Origin of the sequence: Acidovorax sp. NPDC077693 (genome assembly GCF_044542805.1) — a bacterium.
Taxonomy (GTDB): domain Bacteria; phylum Pseudomonadota; class Gammaproteobacteria; order Burkholderiales; family Burkholderiaceae_C; genus Acidovorax.
In genome coordinates this window covers 64,870-82,400 of sequence record NZ_JBITVD010000007.1, presented here as the reverse complement: position 1 = coordinate 82,400, position 17,531 = coordinate 64,870, and the positions used below count along the sequence as shown (strand labels likewise).

The following is a 17,531-nucleotide window of genomic DNA, read 5'->3' as shown; positions in this document are numbered from 1 at the left end:
CGGAGCGCGGTGTACGGCGGGGTGGGCCTTTTATCGTCAATAGTGCGGCGGCAGCTCGTCGCGCGGGTTGCGCGGCGCCGCGGCGCCACCGCCCTCCGGCGCTTGCTGGCGCAGCTGGATCACCTCGCGCGCCAGCCGGTCGATCAGCTCTTGCTGGCGGTAGATGGTCATGTTGAGCTGGTCCAGCAGGTCTTCGGTGAAGCTGGCCTTGATCTCCAGGCTCTCCAGCCGCTCGATGATCTGCTGGTGCGCGTGGTCGTCCATCACACCGCCTGCCCCAGGCGGGCGACGCCTTCGCGGATCTTCTCCACATCGGCCGTCGCGAACGACAGGCGCAGCGTGGCGTGGTCGGGGTTGGCGCAGAAGAACGGCGTGCCGGGCACGAAGGCCACGCCCTTTTCGATGGCGCGCTTGGCCAGCACATTGCCGTCGGCCACCTTGCCGCCCGCGCCGGTCAGGCGTGCCCACACGAACAGGCCGCCCTGGGGCTGCACGAACTCGATGGCGTCGCCCAGTTCCTTGCGCAGCGCATCGCCCATGGCCTGGGCGCGCTCGGCATACACCTTGCGCACGTTGGCCAGCGTGGCGGGCATGCGGCCGGCCTTGAGGTACTGGGCGGCCGTGGCCTGGGCGAAGGTGCTGGTGTGCGCATCGCTGAACTGCTTGCACATGGTGGCCTTGGCCAGCAGCTCGGCCGGGGCGATCATCCAGCCCACGCGCAGGCCGGGCGACAGCACCTTGCTCAAGCTGCCGCAGTGCACCAGCAGCTCGCGGCTGCCGGGCACGCTGGCCGACAGGTTGAGCAGGCTGGGGGGTGGCGCGTCGCCAAAATACAGGTCGCCGTAGGGGTCGTCCTCGACGATCAGGGTGTTGTGCTTCACGGCCATCTCCAGCACGGCCTTGCGACGCGCGGCGCTCAGCATCACGCCGCTGGGGTTGCCGAAGGTGGGGATGAGGTAGACGAACTTGGGCTTGTGCTCGGCGATCAGCGCCTCCAGCTCGTCGGTCTTCACGCCGTTGGCGTCTATGGGTGCGCTGATGAGTTCGGCGCCGTACAGGCGAAAGCACTGGATGGTGGCCAGGAAGGTCGGGCCTTCCACGATGACCTTGTCGCCGGGGCTGATGAGCGTCTTGCCCAGCAGGTCCAGCGCCTGCTGGCTGCCGGTGGTGACGATGAGGTTGTCGGCCGCGACCGACGTGGCACCCTTGGATGCCATGAAGGCGGCCAGTTGCTCGCGCAGCGGGTTGTAGCCCTCGGTGGCGCCGTACTGCAGCGCGGCGCCGGGTTCTTCGGCCAGCGCGGCGTTGCTGGCAGCGCGGATGCCATCCACGTCGAACATCGCGCTGTCCGGGAAGCCGCCCGCGAAGCTGATGATGCCGGGCTTGCCCAGCAGCTTGAAAAGCTCGCGGATGGCGGAGGTTTCTACATTGTTCAGGCGGTCGGCGAATTGCATGGCGTCAACAAGGTGGGTGGCGAAGAATCTGCCATTGTCGCCAATTGCCGAGCAGGTTTCCTGCGACGGGCAAGGTGTTTACGATGCAAGGCGCCGCGTTGTCGGCCATCACCCGACTGAAAGACCTGCCCCATGCCCCTCGAAATCCGCCAATTGCCCCGCATGCGCCTGGCCTACATGCGCCAGACCGGCTCCTACGGCCCGTCGCTCACGCACCTGTGGGACCGCTTTGGCCGGTGGTGCCAGGCCCATGGCCTGGCCGAGCCGCGCCCCAAGTACTACGGGATCAGCCTGGACAACCCCGCCTGCACCCCGCCCGAGCAGTGCCGCTACGACGCCTGCGTGCAGGTGGGCGTGGGCTTGCGCACGGGCACCGAGGCGATGGTGCAGGACTTTGCGGGCGGCGACTACGCCTGCCTGCAGTTCGTGGGCACCGGGCCCGAGATCGGCGCGGCCTGGGCGGGCATGATGGCCCCGGGGCAAATCCCCGCCGGCTGGGAAGTGGCCGCGCAGCCCGCCGTCGAGGTCTATGACGAGCACTTTGCCGTCAACCCCGCCACCGGCGCGTTTGCCTGCTGGCTGTGCCTGGCGGTGCAGCGCACGGCCTGAGCACGCCCCCCGCGCCCCAGCGCGCCCGCCTTCTTGGTCAATCGACGCGGATGTCCGCCCGCGCCGCCACGGCGCGCATCAGCGGCAGTTCGCGCTCGATGCGGGCGCGCAGCGCGTCGCCGTTGCCCCAGGCCGGGGTCATGCCGATGTCCACCAGCTTCTTCTTGAATTCGGCAGACGCCATGGTGTCCGCCAGGGCCTTCTCCAGCTTTTTCTGCACCGGCGCGGGCAGGCCGGCGGGCGCGACGAACGCGAACCACGAGCCCATGTCGAAGCCCGGGTAGCCGCTCTCGGCCACCGTGGGCACGTTGGGCAGCAACGCCAGGCGCTGCGGGCTGAGCACGGCGATGGGCTTGATCTTGCCGGCCTTGATGAGCGGGGTGGAGGCCACCACCGTGTCCACCGCCAGCTGCACCTGCCCGCCCATCAGCGCAGTCAGGTTGGGCGAGCTGCCGTTGAAGGGCACGTGCAGCATCGGAAAGCCCGCGGTGGCCTTGAGCATCTCGGCGCCGAAGTGCACCGACGAGCCCGTGCCGTAGGACCCGTACGAGAACTTGTCCGGCGCGGCCTTGGCCTGCGCCACGATGTCCTTGAGCGTGCTGCCCTGCACATCGTTGTGGGCCACCAGCAGCAGCCCCATGTCCGCCACCAGGCCGATGGGCGTGAAGCTGCGCACCGGGTCGTACGGCAGGTTGGTGCGGATGGCGGGGTTCATGGTGAGCGTGGTGTTGGCGCCCAGCAGCAGGGTGTAGCCGTCGGCCGGTGCCTTGGCCACCAGCGATGCGGCCACCACCGTGCCCGCGCCCGGCCTGTTTTCAACCACCATCGGCTGGCCCAGCCGCTCGCCCATCGCCGTGGCCAGCAGGCGCCCCAGGATGTCCGTGGCGCCGCCGGGCGCGAACGGGACGACCAGCTTCACGGGCCGGTCGGGAAAGGTCTGCTGCGCCCAGGACACGGCGGGCGCCGCCAGCACGAATGCGCTGGCCAGGAGACACGATACGAAGCGGGAGCGCGGCAGGGACATGGTGGGTTCTCCGGTCAAAAAAGCGGCAAGGGCAGGATGGCGGTAAGGGCGGGATGGCGAAACAATGGAAAAAAACAGCGCGCATCAACCCAGCAACGGGCTCGGCACCCGGGCATGGCCGCTGGCCTGGTCGTACGCATGGCCGATCTGCAGCACGGCCGCATCGGCCTGCGCCGGGCCGATGATCTGCAGCCCCGCCGGCAAGCCGCCGGGCCCGAAGCCCGCAGGCGCAGCCAAGGCAGGCAGGCCGGCCATGGTGGCGGGCACCACGGCCTCCATCCAGCGGTGGTAGGTGTCCATGGTGCGCCCGCCGACCTCGTGCGGCCAGTCCAGGTCGGCATTGAACGGGAAGACTTGCGCGGCCGGCAGCACCAAAAAATCGAACTGCTCGAACAGGCCGCGCAGCACCTGGTACCAGGCACTGCGCACGCGGGCGGCGTCGTACACCTGCAGGGCCGACAGGCGCATGCCGCGCTCGATCTCCCACACCGCCTCGGCCTTGAGCAGTGCGTGCGTGGCCGGGTTGCGGTACAGGGCCGCGTTGGCCCCCGCCACGCTGAAGCTGCGCAGGTCGATCCAGGCGTTCCACAGCTGGGCCATGTCGAACGCAGGCACCACGGATTCCACCGTGCAGCCCACCGTGCGAAAGTGCGCAAGCGACTGCTCGCAGGTGGCCAGCACGCCGGGCTCGGTGGGCAGGTGCCCGCCCAGGTCGCCCAGCCAGCCGATGCGTGCACCGCGGAAGTCGCGCTCCAGCGGCCGCCCCAGCAAGGCAATGTCCTCGTGCCGGCGGGTGAGCGGCAGCCGCGCATCGAAGCCCGCCTGCACCGACAGCAGCAGCGCCAGGTCCGGGATGTTGCGCGCCATGGGGCCGGCCACGCTGAACTGCTGGAAGAACACCTCTTCCGTCGGGCCGTGCGGCACCAGGCCGAACGAGGTGCGCAGCCCGTACACGTTGTTGAACGCCGCCGGCGTGCGCAGCGATCCCATCATGTCCGAGCCGTCGGCCACCGGCAGCATGTGCAGGGCCACGGCCACCGCTGCCCCGCCGCTGCTCCCGCCCGCCGACACGGCCGGATCGAACGCATTGCGCGTGGTGCCATACACGGGGTTGTAGGTGTGCCCGCCCAGACCGAACTCGGGCGAGTTGCTGCGGCCGACGAACAGCGCACCGCCCGCGCGCATGCGCTCGAACACCACGGCGTCGGTGGTGGACACCTGCCCCGCAAAGATGGGTGAGCCGCGCGTGGTGACCATGCCGGCCGCGGGCATGATGTCCTTGGGTGCCTGCGGAAAGCCGTGCAGCGGCCCCAGGCTCTCGCCGCGCGCCAGCTGCGCATCGCGCTCGGCGGCCTGCGCACGCAGCACGTCGCGGTCTGCCAGGGCCACCAGCGCATTGACCACGGGGTTCAGGCGGTCGACCTGCGCCAGGTAGGCGTCGAGCACCTCGGCACACGACACGTCGCGGGCGTGGATGGCGCGCGACAGGCTGGTTGCCGTGTGGCCGACGATGCCGCCCGGTGCCCTGCCCTGGGCAGGCTGCGCGGGTGTGGCGGATGTGGCTAAGCTGGAGGATTGTGTCATTTGCAAGTCAGCATAAGCAGCCCCTTGCGTTTCGACAATCGACGATTTCTGAGGTTATCGTTGCGTTTTATGCAACCCACACCCCAAGGCGGCCCCATGCTTTCGACCCGGCTTCAGGACACGGCACTGCGCTACTTTCTGGAGGTCGTGCGCAGCGGCTCGGTCAGCGAGGCCGCCACACGCCTGAACGTGTCGCCCTCGGCCGTCAGCCGGCAGGTGGCCGCGCTCGAAGACCTGCTCTCCGTACCGCTGTTTGAGCGGCGCCCGCGCGGCATGGCGCCCAGCGCCGCCGGCGAGCTGCTGGCGGCCTACGCCCGGCGCGGCGCGCTGGAGGCGGACCGTGTGGTCTCGGACATTGCGGCGCTGCAGGGCCTGCACACCGGGCTGGTGCGCGTGTGCAGCTCGGCCGGCTTTGCCATCGAATTCCTTCCCCGGGTGATGGCGCAGTTCCGCACGCAATACCCCGGCATCCAGTTCCACCTGCGGGTGGTCAGCCCCGCGGCCGTGACCACCGCCGTGCTCAACGGCGATGCCGACATCGGCCTGACCTACAGCCGCTCGGCCGAGCGCGACATCACCGTGGAGCACCGGCAGGCATCCCCCGTCATCGCCATCATGCGCAAGGACCACACGCTCGCGCGCTTCGCGTCGGTCACGCTGGCGCAGATGCATGGCTACCCCATCGCCCTGCCCGAGCGCGACAACACCGTGCGCCAGCTGTTCGACATCGGCTGCAGCCAGCGCGGCCTGGTGTTCGAGCCCGCGCTGGTGTGCAACCACTTCGAGACCCTGATGCACTTCGTGCTGCACGGCGGGGGGCTGTCGATCTCGGGCGAGGTCACAGTGCGCGACCGCGTGCAGCGCGGCGAGCTGCACGCCGCACAGATCCGCGAGCCTGGCATGGGCGCGCGCCATACCGAACTGCAGACCCTGCACGGCCGCACCCTGCCGGCCGCCGTGCGCATGTTCCTCGAGTTCCTGCGCGGCCAGCTGCGGGACAATGCGGCGGCACCACCCGTGCCTTCCAGAAAAAAGACATCCCCACCCAAGTCCAGATGAAGACCTCCGACATCGAGCCCTTCTTCGCCACCCTCAAGGCGGCCAACCCCATGCCCAACACGGAGCTGGAGTACACCACCCCGTTCGAGCTGCTGGCCGCCGTGCTGCTGTCGGCCCAGGCCACCGACGTGGGCGTGAACAAGGCCACGCGCAAGCTGTTCCCGGTGGCGGGCACGCCCCAGGCCATCTGGGACCTGGGGTTGGAGGGCCTGGAGGGCTACATCAAGACCATCGGCCTGTACAAGAGCAAGGCCCGCCATCTGCTGCAGACCTGCCAGATCCTGGTGGAGCAGCACGAAAGCCAGGTCCCCCGCACCCGTGAAGCCCTGGAGGCCCTGCCCGGCGTGGGCCGCAAGACGGCCAACGTGGTGCTCAACGTGGCGTTCGGCCAGCCCACCATGGCGGTGGACACCCACATCTTCCGCGTGAGCAACCGCACCGGCCTGGCCCCGGGCAAGAACCCGCTGGCCGTGGAGCTGCAGCTGATGAAGCGCGTGCCCGATGAATACGCCGTGGACTCGCACCACTGGCTCATCCTGCACGGCCGCTACGTGTGCCAGGCGCGCAAGCCGCACTGCTGGGAGTGCGTGGTGGCACGGTATTGCGATTTCGAGCCGAAGGTGATGGCGCCTTGAACCATAGGGCCCGCCGCTACAAATTCGATAGCTGCTGGCACTTACCAGTCAAGCGGTAGAGGCCAAAAACTCTTGAAGCCCCGGCGCGCAAGCACCGAACATGGTCAAGCCGCCGCAGCCAATGCCGCCATGTCCGCCGAGACTCCGCTCCACGCGACATCGAACCCCGCCACCCGCCGCTCCGGCGGCACCGGGTGCACCCGCAGTGCCCAGGTCGCGCCCGCCACCACGCTGTCGATCACCGGTACGCCCACCTGCGGCTGCACGGCGGAGGCCATGCCGGCCAGGCCTGCACCGCCCAGGATGACGGCCTGCACACCCATCTGGCGCACGACATCGCGGCAGGCCTGGGCCAGCAAGGCGCGGGCGGCGTCCGGGTCGGCGGCCAGTTGGGCCCCTGTGGGCGCCACGGTGTGGATGCCTGCCAGCCCGTGCGCATGCCCCAGGGCCTGCGCCAGGCGCTGCAGCATGGGGCCCCAGCGTTCGCCACCGGTGACGATGGCAAAGCGGCCGTGGCGGGCGGCTTCGATGAAGGACGCTTCGGCCAGGCCGGTCACGGGCACGGGGCTGCTTTCGCGCAGCGCCATCAGGCCCGGGTCGCCGAAGCAGCCGATCAGCACGGCATCAGCCGGCTGCTGCCTGCCCTGTGGCTGGGCCAGGTCATGGGCCCAGGCGTCGAGCGCGGCGTGCGCGGCCACGGCGTAGCTGGCCTCGCAGGCGATGTAGGGCGCACCGAAACGCGCCGTGGCGGTGCGCACCGCCACGTGCGAGCCCGCAGCGGCCTGCACGTGGTGCTGCAGCAGCGCGCTCACGCTGGCAGAGGTGTTGGGGTTGATGACCAGCAGTTGGCGCACGGTGTGGAGAAGGTGGTGGAAGGCGGGTCAATGCGCTCAGGCCGCGCGGCCCAGCAGCAGGCCGATGAGGTCGGGTGCATCGCTGGCAGGCGGCGTGAACTCCAACTGGGACTCGATGCGTTTCAAATGGTCCAGCATCAGCCGCGCCGCCTCGCGCGCGTCGCGCAGGCGGATGGCGTCGATCAGCGCGCGGTGCTCACGGCAGCCGCAGGCGGTGGCCTCCTCGCGCTCGCGGGCATGGCTCGGGCTGTAGGTCATGAGGATGAGCGAAGTGCGCGAGACCAGTTCGCGCAGGATGCGCCCCAGCGTCTGGTGGCCCGCGGCCTGGGCGATGTGCAGGTGAAAGTCGCCCGACAGGCGGATGGCCCGGCGCATGTCGCCACCGGCGCGCGCAGCCTCTTCGTCGTCGATGCAGGTGCGCAGCGCGGCGATGTCGGCGTCGGTGGCGTTGGCGATGAAAAGCTCTACCAGGCGCGGCTCCAGCAGGCGGCGGACCTCGAACACCTCGAGCGCCTCTTGCGGTGTCGGCTGGGCGATGGACGCGCCCCGGTTGGGCGTGAGCGTGACCACCTGCTCGTTGGCCAGCCGCACCAGCAGCGGCCGCACGCGCGTGCGCGACACGCCGAAGGCCGCTGCCAGCTTGTCTTCGACCAGCTTGGTGCCGGGCGGCAGGCGGTGGTCCAGGATGGCCGACACCATGCGGTCGTACATGTCGTTGTCGCTCAGCTGGCCCGGGACGTCGGCCATGGGCGGCGGAACAGGCGCCGGGACGGGCGACTGAACGGGCGATTCAGCGTGCGCGGAGGCGGGGACAGAAGCGGCAGCCTGGGCTGCGCGCCGGGGTTTCTTGGCAGTCGTGGTCATAGATGTGCCGTTTTTACCCCGAACGGCCCTTGCGCCCGCGGCCCAATGCCCACACCAGGGCGAGCGTGATGCCCATCACCACGAACGACACCACCGTGGTGAGGGTGCCCAGCGCGTAGATCGACGGCGTGGTGACCGTGCTGGTCAGGCCCTGCAGCTCCAGCGGCAGCGTGTTCACATCACCGATGGCCTGCGAGGTGCGGGCGATCTCGTCCCAGCTGAGCGTGAAGCCGAACATGCCGATGCCCACGACCGAGGGCGCGATCAGCGGCAGCACCACATGGGCAAAGCCCTGCCAGGGCGTGGCGCCCAGGTCGCGCGCGGCCTCTTCGTACGCCGGGTTGAAGCGGTTGAACACCGCGAACATGATCAGCAGGCCGAACGGCAGCGTCCAGGTCAGGTGCGCGCCCAGGGCCGAGGTGAACAGGCCGAGCGACGTGCCGTAGCCCTCGAGCGCGCTCTCCATGCCCAGCCATTCGAGCGCGGCCTTGATGCCGTTGTCGATGAGCCGGAACTCCAGGCCGATGCCCAGCGACACGATGATGGACGGCATGATCAGGCTGGCCACAACGATGAAGAACAGCGTGTTGCCGCCCGCCAGCCGCTTGCGAAAGGCCAGGCCCGCCAGCACCGACAGCACCACCGTGCACAGCATCACCGCCACACCCAGGCCCAGCGAGCGCCACAGCGCCGCGCCGATGTCCACCACGCCCAGGCCTTCGGCCAGCTTGTGGAACCAGTGCAGCGACACGCCGCGCATCGGAAAGGTCAGCCCGCCTTCGGGGCCCTGGAAGCTCAGGATGAAGATGACGAACATGGGCCCGTACATGAACAGCACGAACAGGCTGAACACGATGGCCAGCAGCCAGAAGCTGGCGGGGCGGGATTCGCGGATGCGGTTTGCCATCACAGTTCCTTACGGATGTCCACGAGGCGCGTGAGGCCCCAGATGATCATGAGCACCACCGCGAGCAGGATCACGGCATTGGCCGCGGCCAGCGGGAATTGCAGGTACGACGTCTGCACCTGGATGATCTTTCCGATGGAGGCGATCTGCTGGCCGCCCATCACGCCGATGGTGACGAAGTCGCCCATGACGATGGTGATCACGAAAATGGACCCGATGATGATGCCGGTGCGCGACAGCGGCACGATCACGTTCCACAGCGTCTGCCAGCCGCTGGCCCCGCTGTCGCTGGCGGCCTCGATGAGGCTGCGGTCGATGCGCATCATGCTGTTGAAGATGGGCACGATCATGAACATGGTGTACAGGTGCACGAAGGCCAGCACCACCGAGAAGTCCGAGAACAGCAGCCATTCGACGGGCTGATCGACGAGCCCCGCCCCCACCAGGGTCTGGTTGACCAACCCGTTGCGCCCCAGCAGCGGCACCCACGAGATCATGCGGATCACGTTCGACGTCCAGAACGGAATGGTGCACAGCACGAACAGCAGCGTCTGCATGCCCGACGAGCGCACATGAAAGGCCAGGAAATAGGCCACCGTGAAGCCGATCACCAGCGTGATCAGCCACACGAGAAAACTGAACTTGAGCGTGGACCAGTACGTCTTGAGCGTGACGCACAGGCCGTCTGACGCATCGCCACACCCCGCGAAGATCGACACGTAGTTCTTGAACGTGAAGCCGGGCAGCAATTCGTACTCGTTGAAGTCCCAGAAGCTGACCATCACGATCAGCGCGAGCGGCACCAGGAAGAACAGCACGAACACCAGCGTGAACGGCGCGGCCTGCCACCAGGCGGCAATGCCGCGCCCGGGGGCGGCGCTGGCAGGCAAGGTCGGAGTGTGGGTGGTGCTCATGGTGGTGCGGTTCAGCCAAATTAGCGCAAGAGAACGTGACTATTCACAAGGATTCGCGTTCGATCGATCCGAGCCGTTCGGGCTGAGCCTGTCGAAGCCTCGTGCGGCGCTTCGACAGGCTCAGCGTGAACGGGTTGGGAGTTTTCCAATGACGGATCGGCACAAAAAGTCATGCTGAGCCCTCACTTCGACAAGCTCAGTGCGAACGGTTGGGGGTGGATTGGGGTCGGATTGGGGGTTGCGGTGAACACCCGCCCTCCCCCAAACCGTTCGGGCTGAGCCTGTCGAAGCCAGGCCCCGCCCTTCACTCCGTCAGGCCGCGACGAATTCATTCCACTTCTGGACCATGTAGTTGTTCTCGTCCATCAGCGCGTTCCAGCAGGCGATGCCACCCATGCGCGACTCATAACTGCCGCCGTCGCGCACCGCGCCGGACTTGGCCAGCACGTCGCCGTTGGGGCTCTTGATGTCCTGCGTGGCGGGCTTGCCTTCCATCCAGTAGGCCCACTCGTAGGCTTCCATCTTGGACTTGGCGGTTTCCAGCACGGCGCTGTAGTAGCCCTGGCGGTTCAGGTACGCACCGGCCCAGCCGTCCAGGAACCAGTTGATGAACTCGTACGCGCCGTCGAGCTTGCGGCCGCTCAATGTGGCCGGCAGGCCGAAGCCGGCGGCCCAGGCGCGGTAGCCTTCCTTGAGCGGCTGGAAGTTGCAGGCGATGCCCTTGGTGCGCACGGCGGTGACGGCCGGGCTCCACATCGACTGGATCACCACCTCGCCCGATGCCATCAGGTTGACCGACTCGTTGAAGTCCTTCCACAGCGCGCGGAACTGGCCCTGCTTCTTGGCTTCGATCAGGGTCTTGATCGTGAGGTCGATCTCCTTCTTGGTCATGTTGCCCTTGTCGGGATACTTGTAGATGCCCATGGCCTCCACCACCATGGCGGCGTCCATGATGCCGATCGAAGGAATGTTCAGGATCGCGGTCTTGCCCTTGAACTCGGGGTTCAGAAGCTCGGCCCAGGAGCTGATGGGGCGCTTGATCAAATCGGGGCGGATGCCCAGCGTGTCGGCGTTGTACACGGTGGGGATCAGCGACATGAACTGCGTGGGCGCGGTCGCGAACTTCTTGGACTTTTCGCCTTCCAGGTAGATCACCTTCTTGGGCGCCGTGCCCTGGTCGCCCACGGCCTTGCCGGCCACCATGCCGGTGGTGAACAGCGTGGTGATCTTGTCGGCGTTCTTGATGCGCTTGGTGTCGATGCCCTTCAAGTTGCCCGTGGGCACGATCTTTTTCAGCGAGAAGTACTCGGTGTCGATCAGGTCGAAACTGTTGGGCGCGGTCACGGCGCGCTTGGTCACGTCGTCCGTGGTCACGGCCACGTACTGGATCTCGATGCCGGTGTCGGCCTTGAACTTCTCGGCAATGGCCTTGTCCTGGTTCACCGCCGTGCCCAGGTAGCGCAGCACGATCTTCTCCTGCGAATGGACGGCCGGGAACACGCCAGCGGCCAGGATGCCCGCCGTGCCCTTGAGCAGCGAGCGGCGCTGCATGCCGCCGGTGGTGTCGGAGGCGGCGGCAGCAACAACAGCGGGGGAATCAGCACGAGAGTCGTCGGACATGGGAAAGCTCCTTGGTTGGCGAAGTGGCAGGGGGTTGGAAACGAGAGGACGAACGATCAAACGAAAAAGGGTCAGGCCGGCACGGCCTGCGCAGTGGCCGCATCAGCAGCAGCAGGCGCGGATACCGGCACCGTGCGGGGCGACAGCGGGTGGGCCTGCTCCGGCGTCCAGTGCAGTTGCACGCCCTGGCCCACCGCATACGGCTGGGTGGCAAAGGCGGCCTCGGACACCATCACCGAATACGCCGCCGTAGCGTTGGCCGACAGGGCCACGCCCTGCTTTTGCAGGCCCAGCAGCACATAGGTGCCCTGGTACTCCACGTCGGTCACCACGGCCTGCATGCGCTGGGCGCCCCAGGGCAGCTCGGCACTGGCGGGGGCGATCTGCAGGTGGTCGGTGCGCACGCCGACCTTGCCGTCCAGCGTATCGATCACGTTGTGGCCGCCCATGAAGCGCGCCACGAACTCGCTGGCCGGCCGGTTGTAGACCTCGTGCGGGCTGCCCACCTGCTCGATCACGCCGTGGTTCATCACCACCATGGTGTCGGCCAGGGCCATGGCTTCTTCCTGCGAGTGGGTCACGTGGATGAAGGTCAGGCCCAGCTCCTTTTGCCAGCGGCGCAGCTCGGCGCGCATCTGGATGCGCAGGAAAGGGTCCAGCGCGGAAAGCGGTTCGTCCAGCAGCAGCACGCGCGGCTGGGTGATGAGCGCGCGCGCCAGCGCCACACGCTGCTGCTGCCCGCCCGACAGCTCGGCCGGCTTGCGATCGGCCAGGTGGCCCATGGCCACGCGCTCGAGCAGGTCGCGCGCCTTGGCCTGCCGCTCGGCCCGGGCCACGCCCTTCATCTTCAAACTGAAGGCCACGTTGTCCAGCGCCGACAGGTGCGGGAACAGCGCGAAGCTCTGGAACATCATGGCCGTGCCGCGCGCCGCGGCGGGCAGGTCGGTGATGTTGCGGTTCTCCAGCAGGATGTCGCCGCTGGTGACCGACTCGTGCCCGGCGATCATGCGCAAGGTCGTGCTCTTGCCGCAGCCCGAAGGGCCCAGCAGGCAGCAATAGCTGCCGCTCGCAATGCGCAGGTTGATCGCGTCCACCGCGGGTTTGCCGTGGGCATACCGCTTGGTGAGTGCGACGATTTCGATGGCGGCCGGGGCCTTGGCAGGGGCTGGGACTTGCATGCACTGCCTATTGCAAGCGCCGTGCCAGTTTTGTACACAATCTTTTATTCACTTTGAGTACAAAATGCACCAGCATCGTGCGCACAGCGCACCAGTTGCACGAACCGCCGGCACCGCGCCCGCACGGTGCAGCCTTTTATTGGTGCGAAAACGTTTGCGCGGCGCGCCTTGCTGGTGAGCCGCTTGGCGCATGGCTATACTGAAACCGAGGCAGACACAAATACTTACCTTTACAAGAGGCGCCACCTCCCCCCACGCCGGATGACGCACCTCGACCCGCGCTCCATGATCGCCATGGCGGGCTTCATGTCCGCGGTCATGGCCATCGTGCTCCTGTTCATGCGGCGGCACTACCCGCCATCGATCCGTGGCGTGGGCGCCTGGGCGGTGGCCCCGCTGCTGTGGCTGGCCTCCACCGTGCTCTTCAGCGTGCGCGGTTTCGTTCCCGACTGGCTGAGCCTGGTGCTCGCCAACGAACTGCTGGTGCTGGGCACCGTCACCTACTACATGGGCACGCGCAGCTTCATGGGGGCGCCCAGCACCTGGCGCGTGTGGGCCTGGGTCATGGCCGCCAGCACGCTGGTGTTCATCGTGCTCACCTACTGGGTCCCGCACTACGCGCTGCGGGTGGCCTTCTTCTCGGCCATGATGGGTTTCATCTACGCCGCGCAGCTGCGCTTCATGCTGCGCCATGGCGAGCAGACCTTTCCGGTGCGCCTGGTGGAGGCGGTGCTGGCCCTGCACATGGCCGTGCTCGCCCTGCGGCTCGTCTCCATCGCCATCGGGCATGCGGGGGCCAACCTGATGGAGCCCTCGATGTTCCAGACCTTCTACATCGGCGCCTACGTGCTGACGGTGCTCATGCTGTCCATCGGCGCGGTGCTGATGGCCACCGACCGGCTGCGCACCGAGCTGGAACACCTGGCCACGCACGACTCGCTGACCAACACGCTCAACCGCCGCGCGCTGCTGCAGCGCTGCGAGGACGAACTGGAGCGCGCCCACCGCTACGGCCAGGGCCCGTCCATCATGATGCTGGACCTGGACAACTTCAAGGCCGTGAACGACACCCACGGCCACCAGCACGGCGATGCGGTGCTGGTGCACTTTGCCGACAGCACACGGCAGGTGCTGCGCCGGCAAGACCGCCTGGGCCGCTACGGCGGGGAGGAATTCATGGTGCTGCTGCCCGGTGCCGATGCCGCAGCCGCCGCGCAGGTGGCCCAGCGCATCCACGCCGCCCTGGCCGCGGGCCACGCCCTCGACTGCCAGGTCAGCATCGGCGTGACCAGCTGGCAGGGGCCGGACGAGACGCTGGACGCGATGCTCTCGCGCGCCGATGCGGCGCTGTACCGCGCCAAGGAACAGGGCCGTAACCGCACCGTGGCGGCCTGACGCAGGCAGCCCGTCAGGCCGTCTGCGTGGCCACGCCGGCCGACTCGAAGCTCGCCATCTCACCCAGCACCGCGCAGGCCGACTGCAGCAGCGGCCAGGCCAGCGCCGCGCCCGAGCCCTCGCCCAGGCGCAGGCCCAGGTCCAGCAGCGGCTCGGCCTGCATCTGCGCCAGCATGAGGCTGTGGCCCCGTTCGCCCGAGCGGTGGGCGAACACGCAGCGCTGCAGCACATGCGGCTGCAGGCGGCTGGCCACCAGCACGGCGGCACTGGTGATGAAGCCGTCCACCACGATCACGCGGCGCTCGGCCGCCGCCTGCAGCACCGCGCCGACCAGTGTGGCCACCTCGAAGCCGCCCAGGGCAGCCAGTGCATGGAGCGCACTGGTGGACTCGGCGTTCACATCCAGTGCCTGCTGCAGCACGGCGCGCTTGCGCTCGATGCCGGCGGCGTCGAGCCCGGTGCCCGCACCCGTCACCTCGGCCAGCGGCAGGCCGGCCAGGCGCGCCAGCAGCAGCGACGCCACCGACGTGTTGCCGATGCCCATCTCGCCCAGCAGCAGCGCATTGCCGGGCAGGCCGCGCACCACCTCTGCGCCATTCGCCAGGGCCTCGCTGCACTGCGCTGCGGTCATCGCAGGGCCCACGGACGCATCTTGCGTGCCCAGCGCCACCTTGCGCAGCAGCAGTTGCGGCTGGCCCGGCGCGGCATCACGCGCCGCGATGGGCTTGGCCACGCCGCAGTCCACCACCGTGAGGCCCAGGCCGTGCTGGCGCGCCAGCACGCTCACGGCGGCGCCACCGGACAGAAAATTCTCGACCATCTGCCACGTCACGTCGCTCGGAAACGCCGACACGCCCCTTGCGGCCAGCCCGTGGTCGCCCGCGCACACCAGCATCTGCGGCGCATGCAGTGCAGGCGTCTCGGTGCCCTGAATGACGCCCAGGCGCAGCGCCAGGCGCTCCAGCGCGCCCAATGAACCGAGCGGCTTGGTCTTGTAATCGATCACGTGCTGCAGGCGGGCGGCCAACGCGGCATCATGCAAATCATCAACGGACGGTAGAACGAAAGGTGCAGTCATGGTGGTAGTGAACACAAAGAATGACGCTGTGCACGCTGCGGCACAGCAGGGTTACGCGAAAGAGGCCCAGGCCTACGCGCGCGGCCGGCCGGACTACCCGGCGGCGCTGTCGGACTGGCTGGCGCACACCCTGGGCCTGGGCCCGGGGCGGCAGGTGGCCGATGTGGGTGCGGGCACGGGCAAGTTCACCGCGCTGCTGGCGACCACCGGGGCCGATGTGGTGGGCGTGGAGCCGGTGGACGCGATGCGCGCCAAGATCGACGCGCTGCAGTTGCCCACGGTGCGCACGCTGGCAGGCACGGCGCAGGCCATCCCGCTGCCCGATGCCACGCTCGACGCGGTGGTCTGCGCGCAGTCGTTCCACTGGTTCGCGGGCACCGACGCGCTGGACGAGTTCCACCGCGTGCTGCGCCCCGGCGGCAAGCTCGGCCTGATCTGGAATGTGCGCGACGAATCCGTGGACTGGGTGGCCGAGCTGACCACCATCATCACGCCGTTCGAAGGCGATGCCCCGCGGTTCTACAAGGGCGACTGGAAGAAGCCGTTCCCCCACCCCGGCTTCAGCGCACTGGCCGAGACACGGCTGCAGCACGAACACGTGGGCCCGCCAGAGCAGGTCATCATCGACCGATTCATGTCGGTGAGCTTCATCGCCGCGCTGCCCGATGCCGAGCGCCAGCAGGTGCGTGCGCAGATCGACGAACTCATCGCCCGCCACCCCGCGCTGCGCGGGCAAGACACCGTGCGCTTCCCGTACACCACGCTCGCATACCACTGCGAGCGGCTCTGAGGCGGCGCGCACCGTCATGCCGCAGCAGGCGTAGTGCCGGGCGCCGGGCGCGCTATCAACGCCGCCAGCACGCCGGGCGCAAAGCAGGCCTCGGCGGACCGCGCCAGGCCGTCGAACACACTGTCGAGCGTGGGGGCGCGCGTGCCGAACAGCGCGTGCAGCACCGCCGTATCTTCGAACAGGCCGTGCAGGTACACCCCCAGCACATTGCCCGCCGCATTGGTCCAGGCCAGGCCCGGCATCACCTCGCGAGCCACATCGCCCCCGGCGGCCATGGCCGGGTGCTGCGCGGTCTGCCCGTGGTGGATCTCGTAGCCTGACACTTCCACCCTTGACAACGCGCTCCATGCCCCCGCCAGCGTGCCCCAACAGGTATGCGTGAGCCGCACCGTCTTGTCGCGCGCAAAGGCGGTCACCAGCGGCAGCAGGCCCAGGCCCGGCGCATTGCCGTCGATGCCGTCGGTGTCGATCAGCGCCTCGCCCAGCATCTGCAGGCCGCCGCACACACCCAGCACCCGCCCGCCGCGCGCGGCATGCGTGGCGATGGCCCCGTCGAGCCCCTGTGCACGCAGCCAGGCCAGGTCCGACGCGGTGGCCTTGGAGCCGGGCAGCACCACCCAGTCCGCAGCGCCCAGCGCCGCCAGGTCGGCCGGGCTGCGCACCCACTGCAGGCGCACGCCGGGCACGTTCTTCAAAGGCTGGAACTCATCCAGGTTGCTGATGCGCGGGTAGGCGATGACGGCCACGGTCGTCTGCACCGCACCCGCTGCGGTGCTGCGGTCGTCGAATACGCCGTCCTCTTCCGGCAGCCCGTGGTGCCACTGCATTGGGATGGTGGCGACCGTAGGCACGCCGGTCAGGTCCTGCAGCATCTGCGGCGCGGGCGCAAGCAGGCTGGCATCCCCGCGAAATTTGTTGAGTACAAAGCCGTGGATGAGCGCGCGCTCGTCTTCGGGCAACAGCGCCCAGGTGCCGTACAGGTGCGCAAACGCGCCGCCCCGGTCGATGTCGGTCACCAGCAGGCAGCGCGCATCGCTGTGGCGGGCCACGCGCATGTTCACGATGTCGCTGGCGTGCAGGTTGATCTCCGCGGGCGAGCCCGCGCCTTCGATCACCACCACGTCGTTCTCGGCGCGCAGGGCGTCCAGCGCGGCGGCGATCTGCGGCCACACCCGCTCGCTGCGGCCGCGCCAGGGCAGCGCGGTCAGCTCGGCGCTCACCTGCCCCATCAGCACCACCTGGCTCTTGGTGTCGGCCTCGGGCTTGAGCAGCAGCGGGTTCATGCGCACCTCGGGCACGGCGCGGGCCGCCAGGGCCTGGAAGTACTGCGCGCTGCCGATCTCGCCCCAGGCACCAAAGCCACCCGCATCGGCGCCCGTGCCGCCGGGGCCGGGCACCACGCGTGCGTTGTTGCTCATGTTCTGCGCCTTGAAGGGCGCCACCTTCAGGCCCTGGTTGCTGTACCAGCGGCACAGGGCGGTGGTGAGCCAGCTTTTGCCGGCGCCGCTGGTGGTGCCCAGCACCATCACACAGCGGGCCAGTGGAGGATGTGTCGAAGACTCGGTC

The 17,531-nt window shown here is 68.5% G+C and carries 17 protein-coding genes; 5 read left to right on the top strand and 12 right to left on the bottom strand.

Annotation, left to right across the window (positions count from 1 at the left end):
* Positions 1–36: 36 nt before the first annotated feature.
* Positions 37–264, bottom strand: coding sequence for a SlyX family protein (locus ACIGHN_RS11285; protein WP_396504430.1), 228 nt, complete (start codon positions 262–264; stop codon positions 37–39).
* Positions 264–1,454 (bottom strand): PLP-dependent aminotransferase family protein, encoded by a 1,191-nt coding sequence (locus ACIGHN_RS11280; protein ID WP_396504429.1) that lies wholly within the window; start codon positions 1,452–1,454, stop codon positions 264–266. Before ACIGHN_RS11280 ends, ACIGHN_RS11285 begins: the two co-directional genes overlap by 1 nt.
* Positions 1,455–1,586: 132 nt before the next feature.
* On the opposite strand from ACIGHN_RS11280, the gene ACIGHN_RS11275 reads away from it, so the two are divergent.
* Positions 1,587–2,063, top strand: a complete 477-nt coding sequence (locus ACIGHN_RS11275) for a GyrI-like domain-containing protein (protein WP_396504428.1) — start codon at positions 1,587–1,589, stop codon at positions 2,061–2,063.
* 37 nt (positions 2,064–2,100) lie between these two features.
* Here the strand turns inward: ACIGHN_RS11275 and ACIGHN_RS11270 are convergent, their stop codons facing one another.
* Together ACIGHN_RS11270 and ACIGHN_RS11265 are read right to left on the bottom strand one after the other, a co-directional pair.
* Positions 2,101–3,087, bottom strand: a complete 987-nt coding sequence (locus tag ACIGHN_RS11270) for a Bug family tripartite tricarboxylate transporter substrate binding protein (protein WP_396504427.1) — start codon at positions 3,085–3,087, stop codon at positions 2,101–2,103.
* An 84-nt stretch (positions 3,088–3,171) separates the two neighbouring features.
* Positions 3,172–4,671 (bottom strand): amidase, encoded by a 1,500-nt coding sequence (locus tag ACIGHN_RS11265; protein ID WP_396504426.1) that lies wholly within the window; start codon positions 4,669–4,671, stop codon positions 3,172–3,174.
* Positions 4,672–4,767: 96 nt separating this feature from the next.
* On the opposite strand from ACIGHN_RS11265, the gene ACIGHN_RS11260 reads away from it, so the two are divergent.
* Together ACIGHN_RS11260 and nth are read left to right on the top strand one after the other, a co-directional pair.
* Entirely contained in the window at positions 4,768–5,730 is a 963-nt protein-coding gene (locus ACIGHN_RS11260; protein ID WP_396504425.1) for a LysR family transcriptional regulator, read from the top strand.
* Entirely contained in the window at positions 5,727–6,365 is a 639-nt protein-coding gene (gene nth / locus ACIGHN_RS11255; protein ID WP_396504424.1) for an endonuclease III, read from the top strand. The genes ACIGHN_RS11260 and nth overlap by 4 nt, the downstream gene beginning before the upstream one ends.
* Positions 6,366–6,469: 104 nt before the next feature.
* On the opposite strand, the gene ACIGHN_RS11250 is transcribed toward nth, so the two are convergent.
* From ACIGHN_RS11250 to ACIGHN_RS11225, 6 genes are all read right to left on the bottom strand, one after another.
* Positions 6,470–7,219 carry an aspartate/glutamate racemase family protein gene (locus ACIGHN_RS11250; protein WP_396504423.1) on the bottom strand — a complete coding sequence of 250 codons (750 nt, stop codon included), beginning with the start codon at positions 7,217–7,219 and terminating at the stop codon, positions 6,470–6,472.
* 36 nt (positions 7,220–7,255) lie between these two features.
* On the bottom strand, positions 7,256–7,966 hold the full coding sequence (locus ACIGHN_RS11245; protein ID WP_056418493.1) for a GntR family transcriptional regulator: 711 nt from the start codon (positions 7,964–7,966) through the stop codon (positions 7,256–7,258).
* Positions 7,967–8,096: 130 nt separating this feature from the next.
* Complete coding sequence (locus tag ACIGHN_RS11240; protein WP_056418496.1) at positions 8,097–8,990, bottom strand: ABC transporter permease; 894 nt, start codon at positions 8,988–8,990, stop codon at positions 8,097–8,099.
* Entirely contained in the window at positions 8,990–9,904 is a 915-nt protein-coding gene (locus tag ACIGHN_RS11235) for an ABC transporter permease (RefSeq protein WP_056169510.1), read from the bottom strand. The genes ACIGHN_RS11240 and ACIGHN_RS11235 overlap by 1 nt, the downstream gene beginning before the upstream one ends.
* 312 nt (positions 9,905–10,216) lie before the next feature.
* On the bottom strand, positions 10,217–11,524 hold the full coding sequence (locus ACIGHN_RS11230; protein ID WP_396504422.1) for a PotD/PotF family extracellular solute-binding protein: 1,308 nt from the start codon (positions 11,522–11,524) through the stop codon (positions 10,217–10,219).
* Positions 11,525–11,595: 71 nt separating this feature from the next.
* Positions 11,596–12,702 (bottom strand): ABC transporter ATP-binding protein, encoded by a 1,107-nt coding sequence (locus tag ACIGHN_RS11225; protein ID WP_396504421.1) that lies wholly within the window; start codon positions 12,700–12,702, stop codon positions 11,596–11,598.
* Between the two features lie 261 nt (positions 12,703–12,963).
* On the opposite strand from ACIGHN_RS11225, the gene ACIGHN_RS11220 reads away from it, so the two are divergent.
* Positions 12,964–14,097, top strand: coding sequence for a GGDEF domain-containing protein (locus ACIGHN_RS11220; protein WP_235507408.1), 1,134 nt, complete (start codon positions 12,964–12,966; stop codon positions 14,095–14,097).
* A gap of 13 nt (positions 14,098–14,110) precedes the next feature.
* Here ACIGHN_RS11220 and cobT read toward each other — a convergent pair whose 3' ends face one another.
* Positions 14,111–15,175 carry a nicotinate-nucleotide--dimethylbenzimidazole phosphoribosyltransferase gene (gene cobT / locus ACIGHN_RS11215; RefSeq protein ID WP_396504420.1) on the bottom strand — a complete coding sequence of 355 codons (1,065 nt, stop codon included), beginning with the start codon at positions 15,173–15,175 and terminating at the stop codon, positions 14,111–14,113.
* Here cobT and ACIGHN_RS11210 point away from each other — a divergent pair.
* Positions 15,174–15,965 carry a class I SAM-dependent methyltransferase gene (locus tag ACIGHN_RS11210; protein WP_396504419.1) on the top strand — a complete coding sequence of 264 codons (792 nt, stop codon included), beginning with the start codon at positions 15,174–15,176 and terminating at the stop codon, positions 15,963–15,965. The two genes, cobT and ACIGHN_RS11210, sit on opposite strands and share 2 nt — an antisense overlap.
* A gap of 14 nt (positions 15,966–15,979) precedes the next feature.
* Here ACIGHN_RS11210 and ACIGHN_RS11205 read toward each other — a convergent pair whose 3' ends face one another.
* Positions 15,980–17,491 (bottom strand): cobyric acid synthase, encoded by a 1,512-nt coding sequence (locus ACIGHN_RS11205; protein WP_396504583.1) that lies wholly within the window; start codon positions 17,489–17,491, stop codon positions 15,980–15,982.
* Positions 17,492–17,531: the final 40 nt, after the last annotated feature.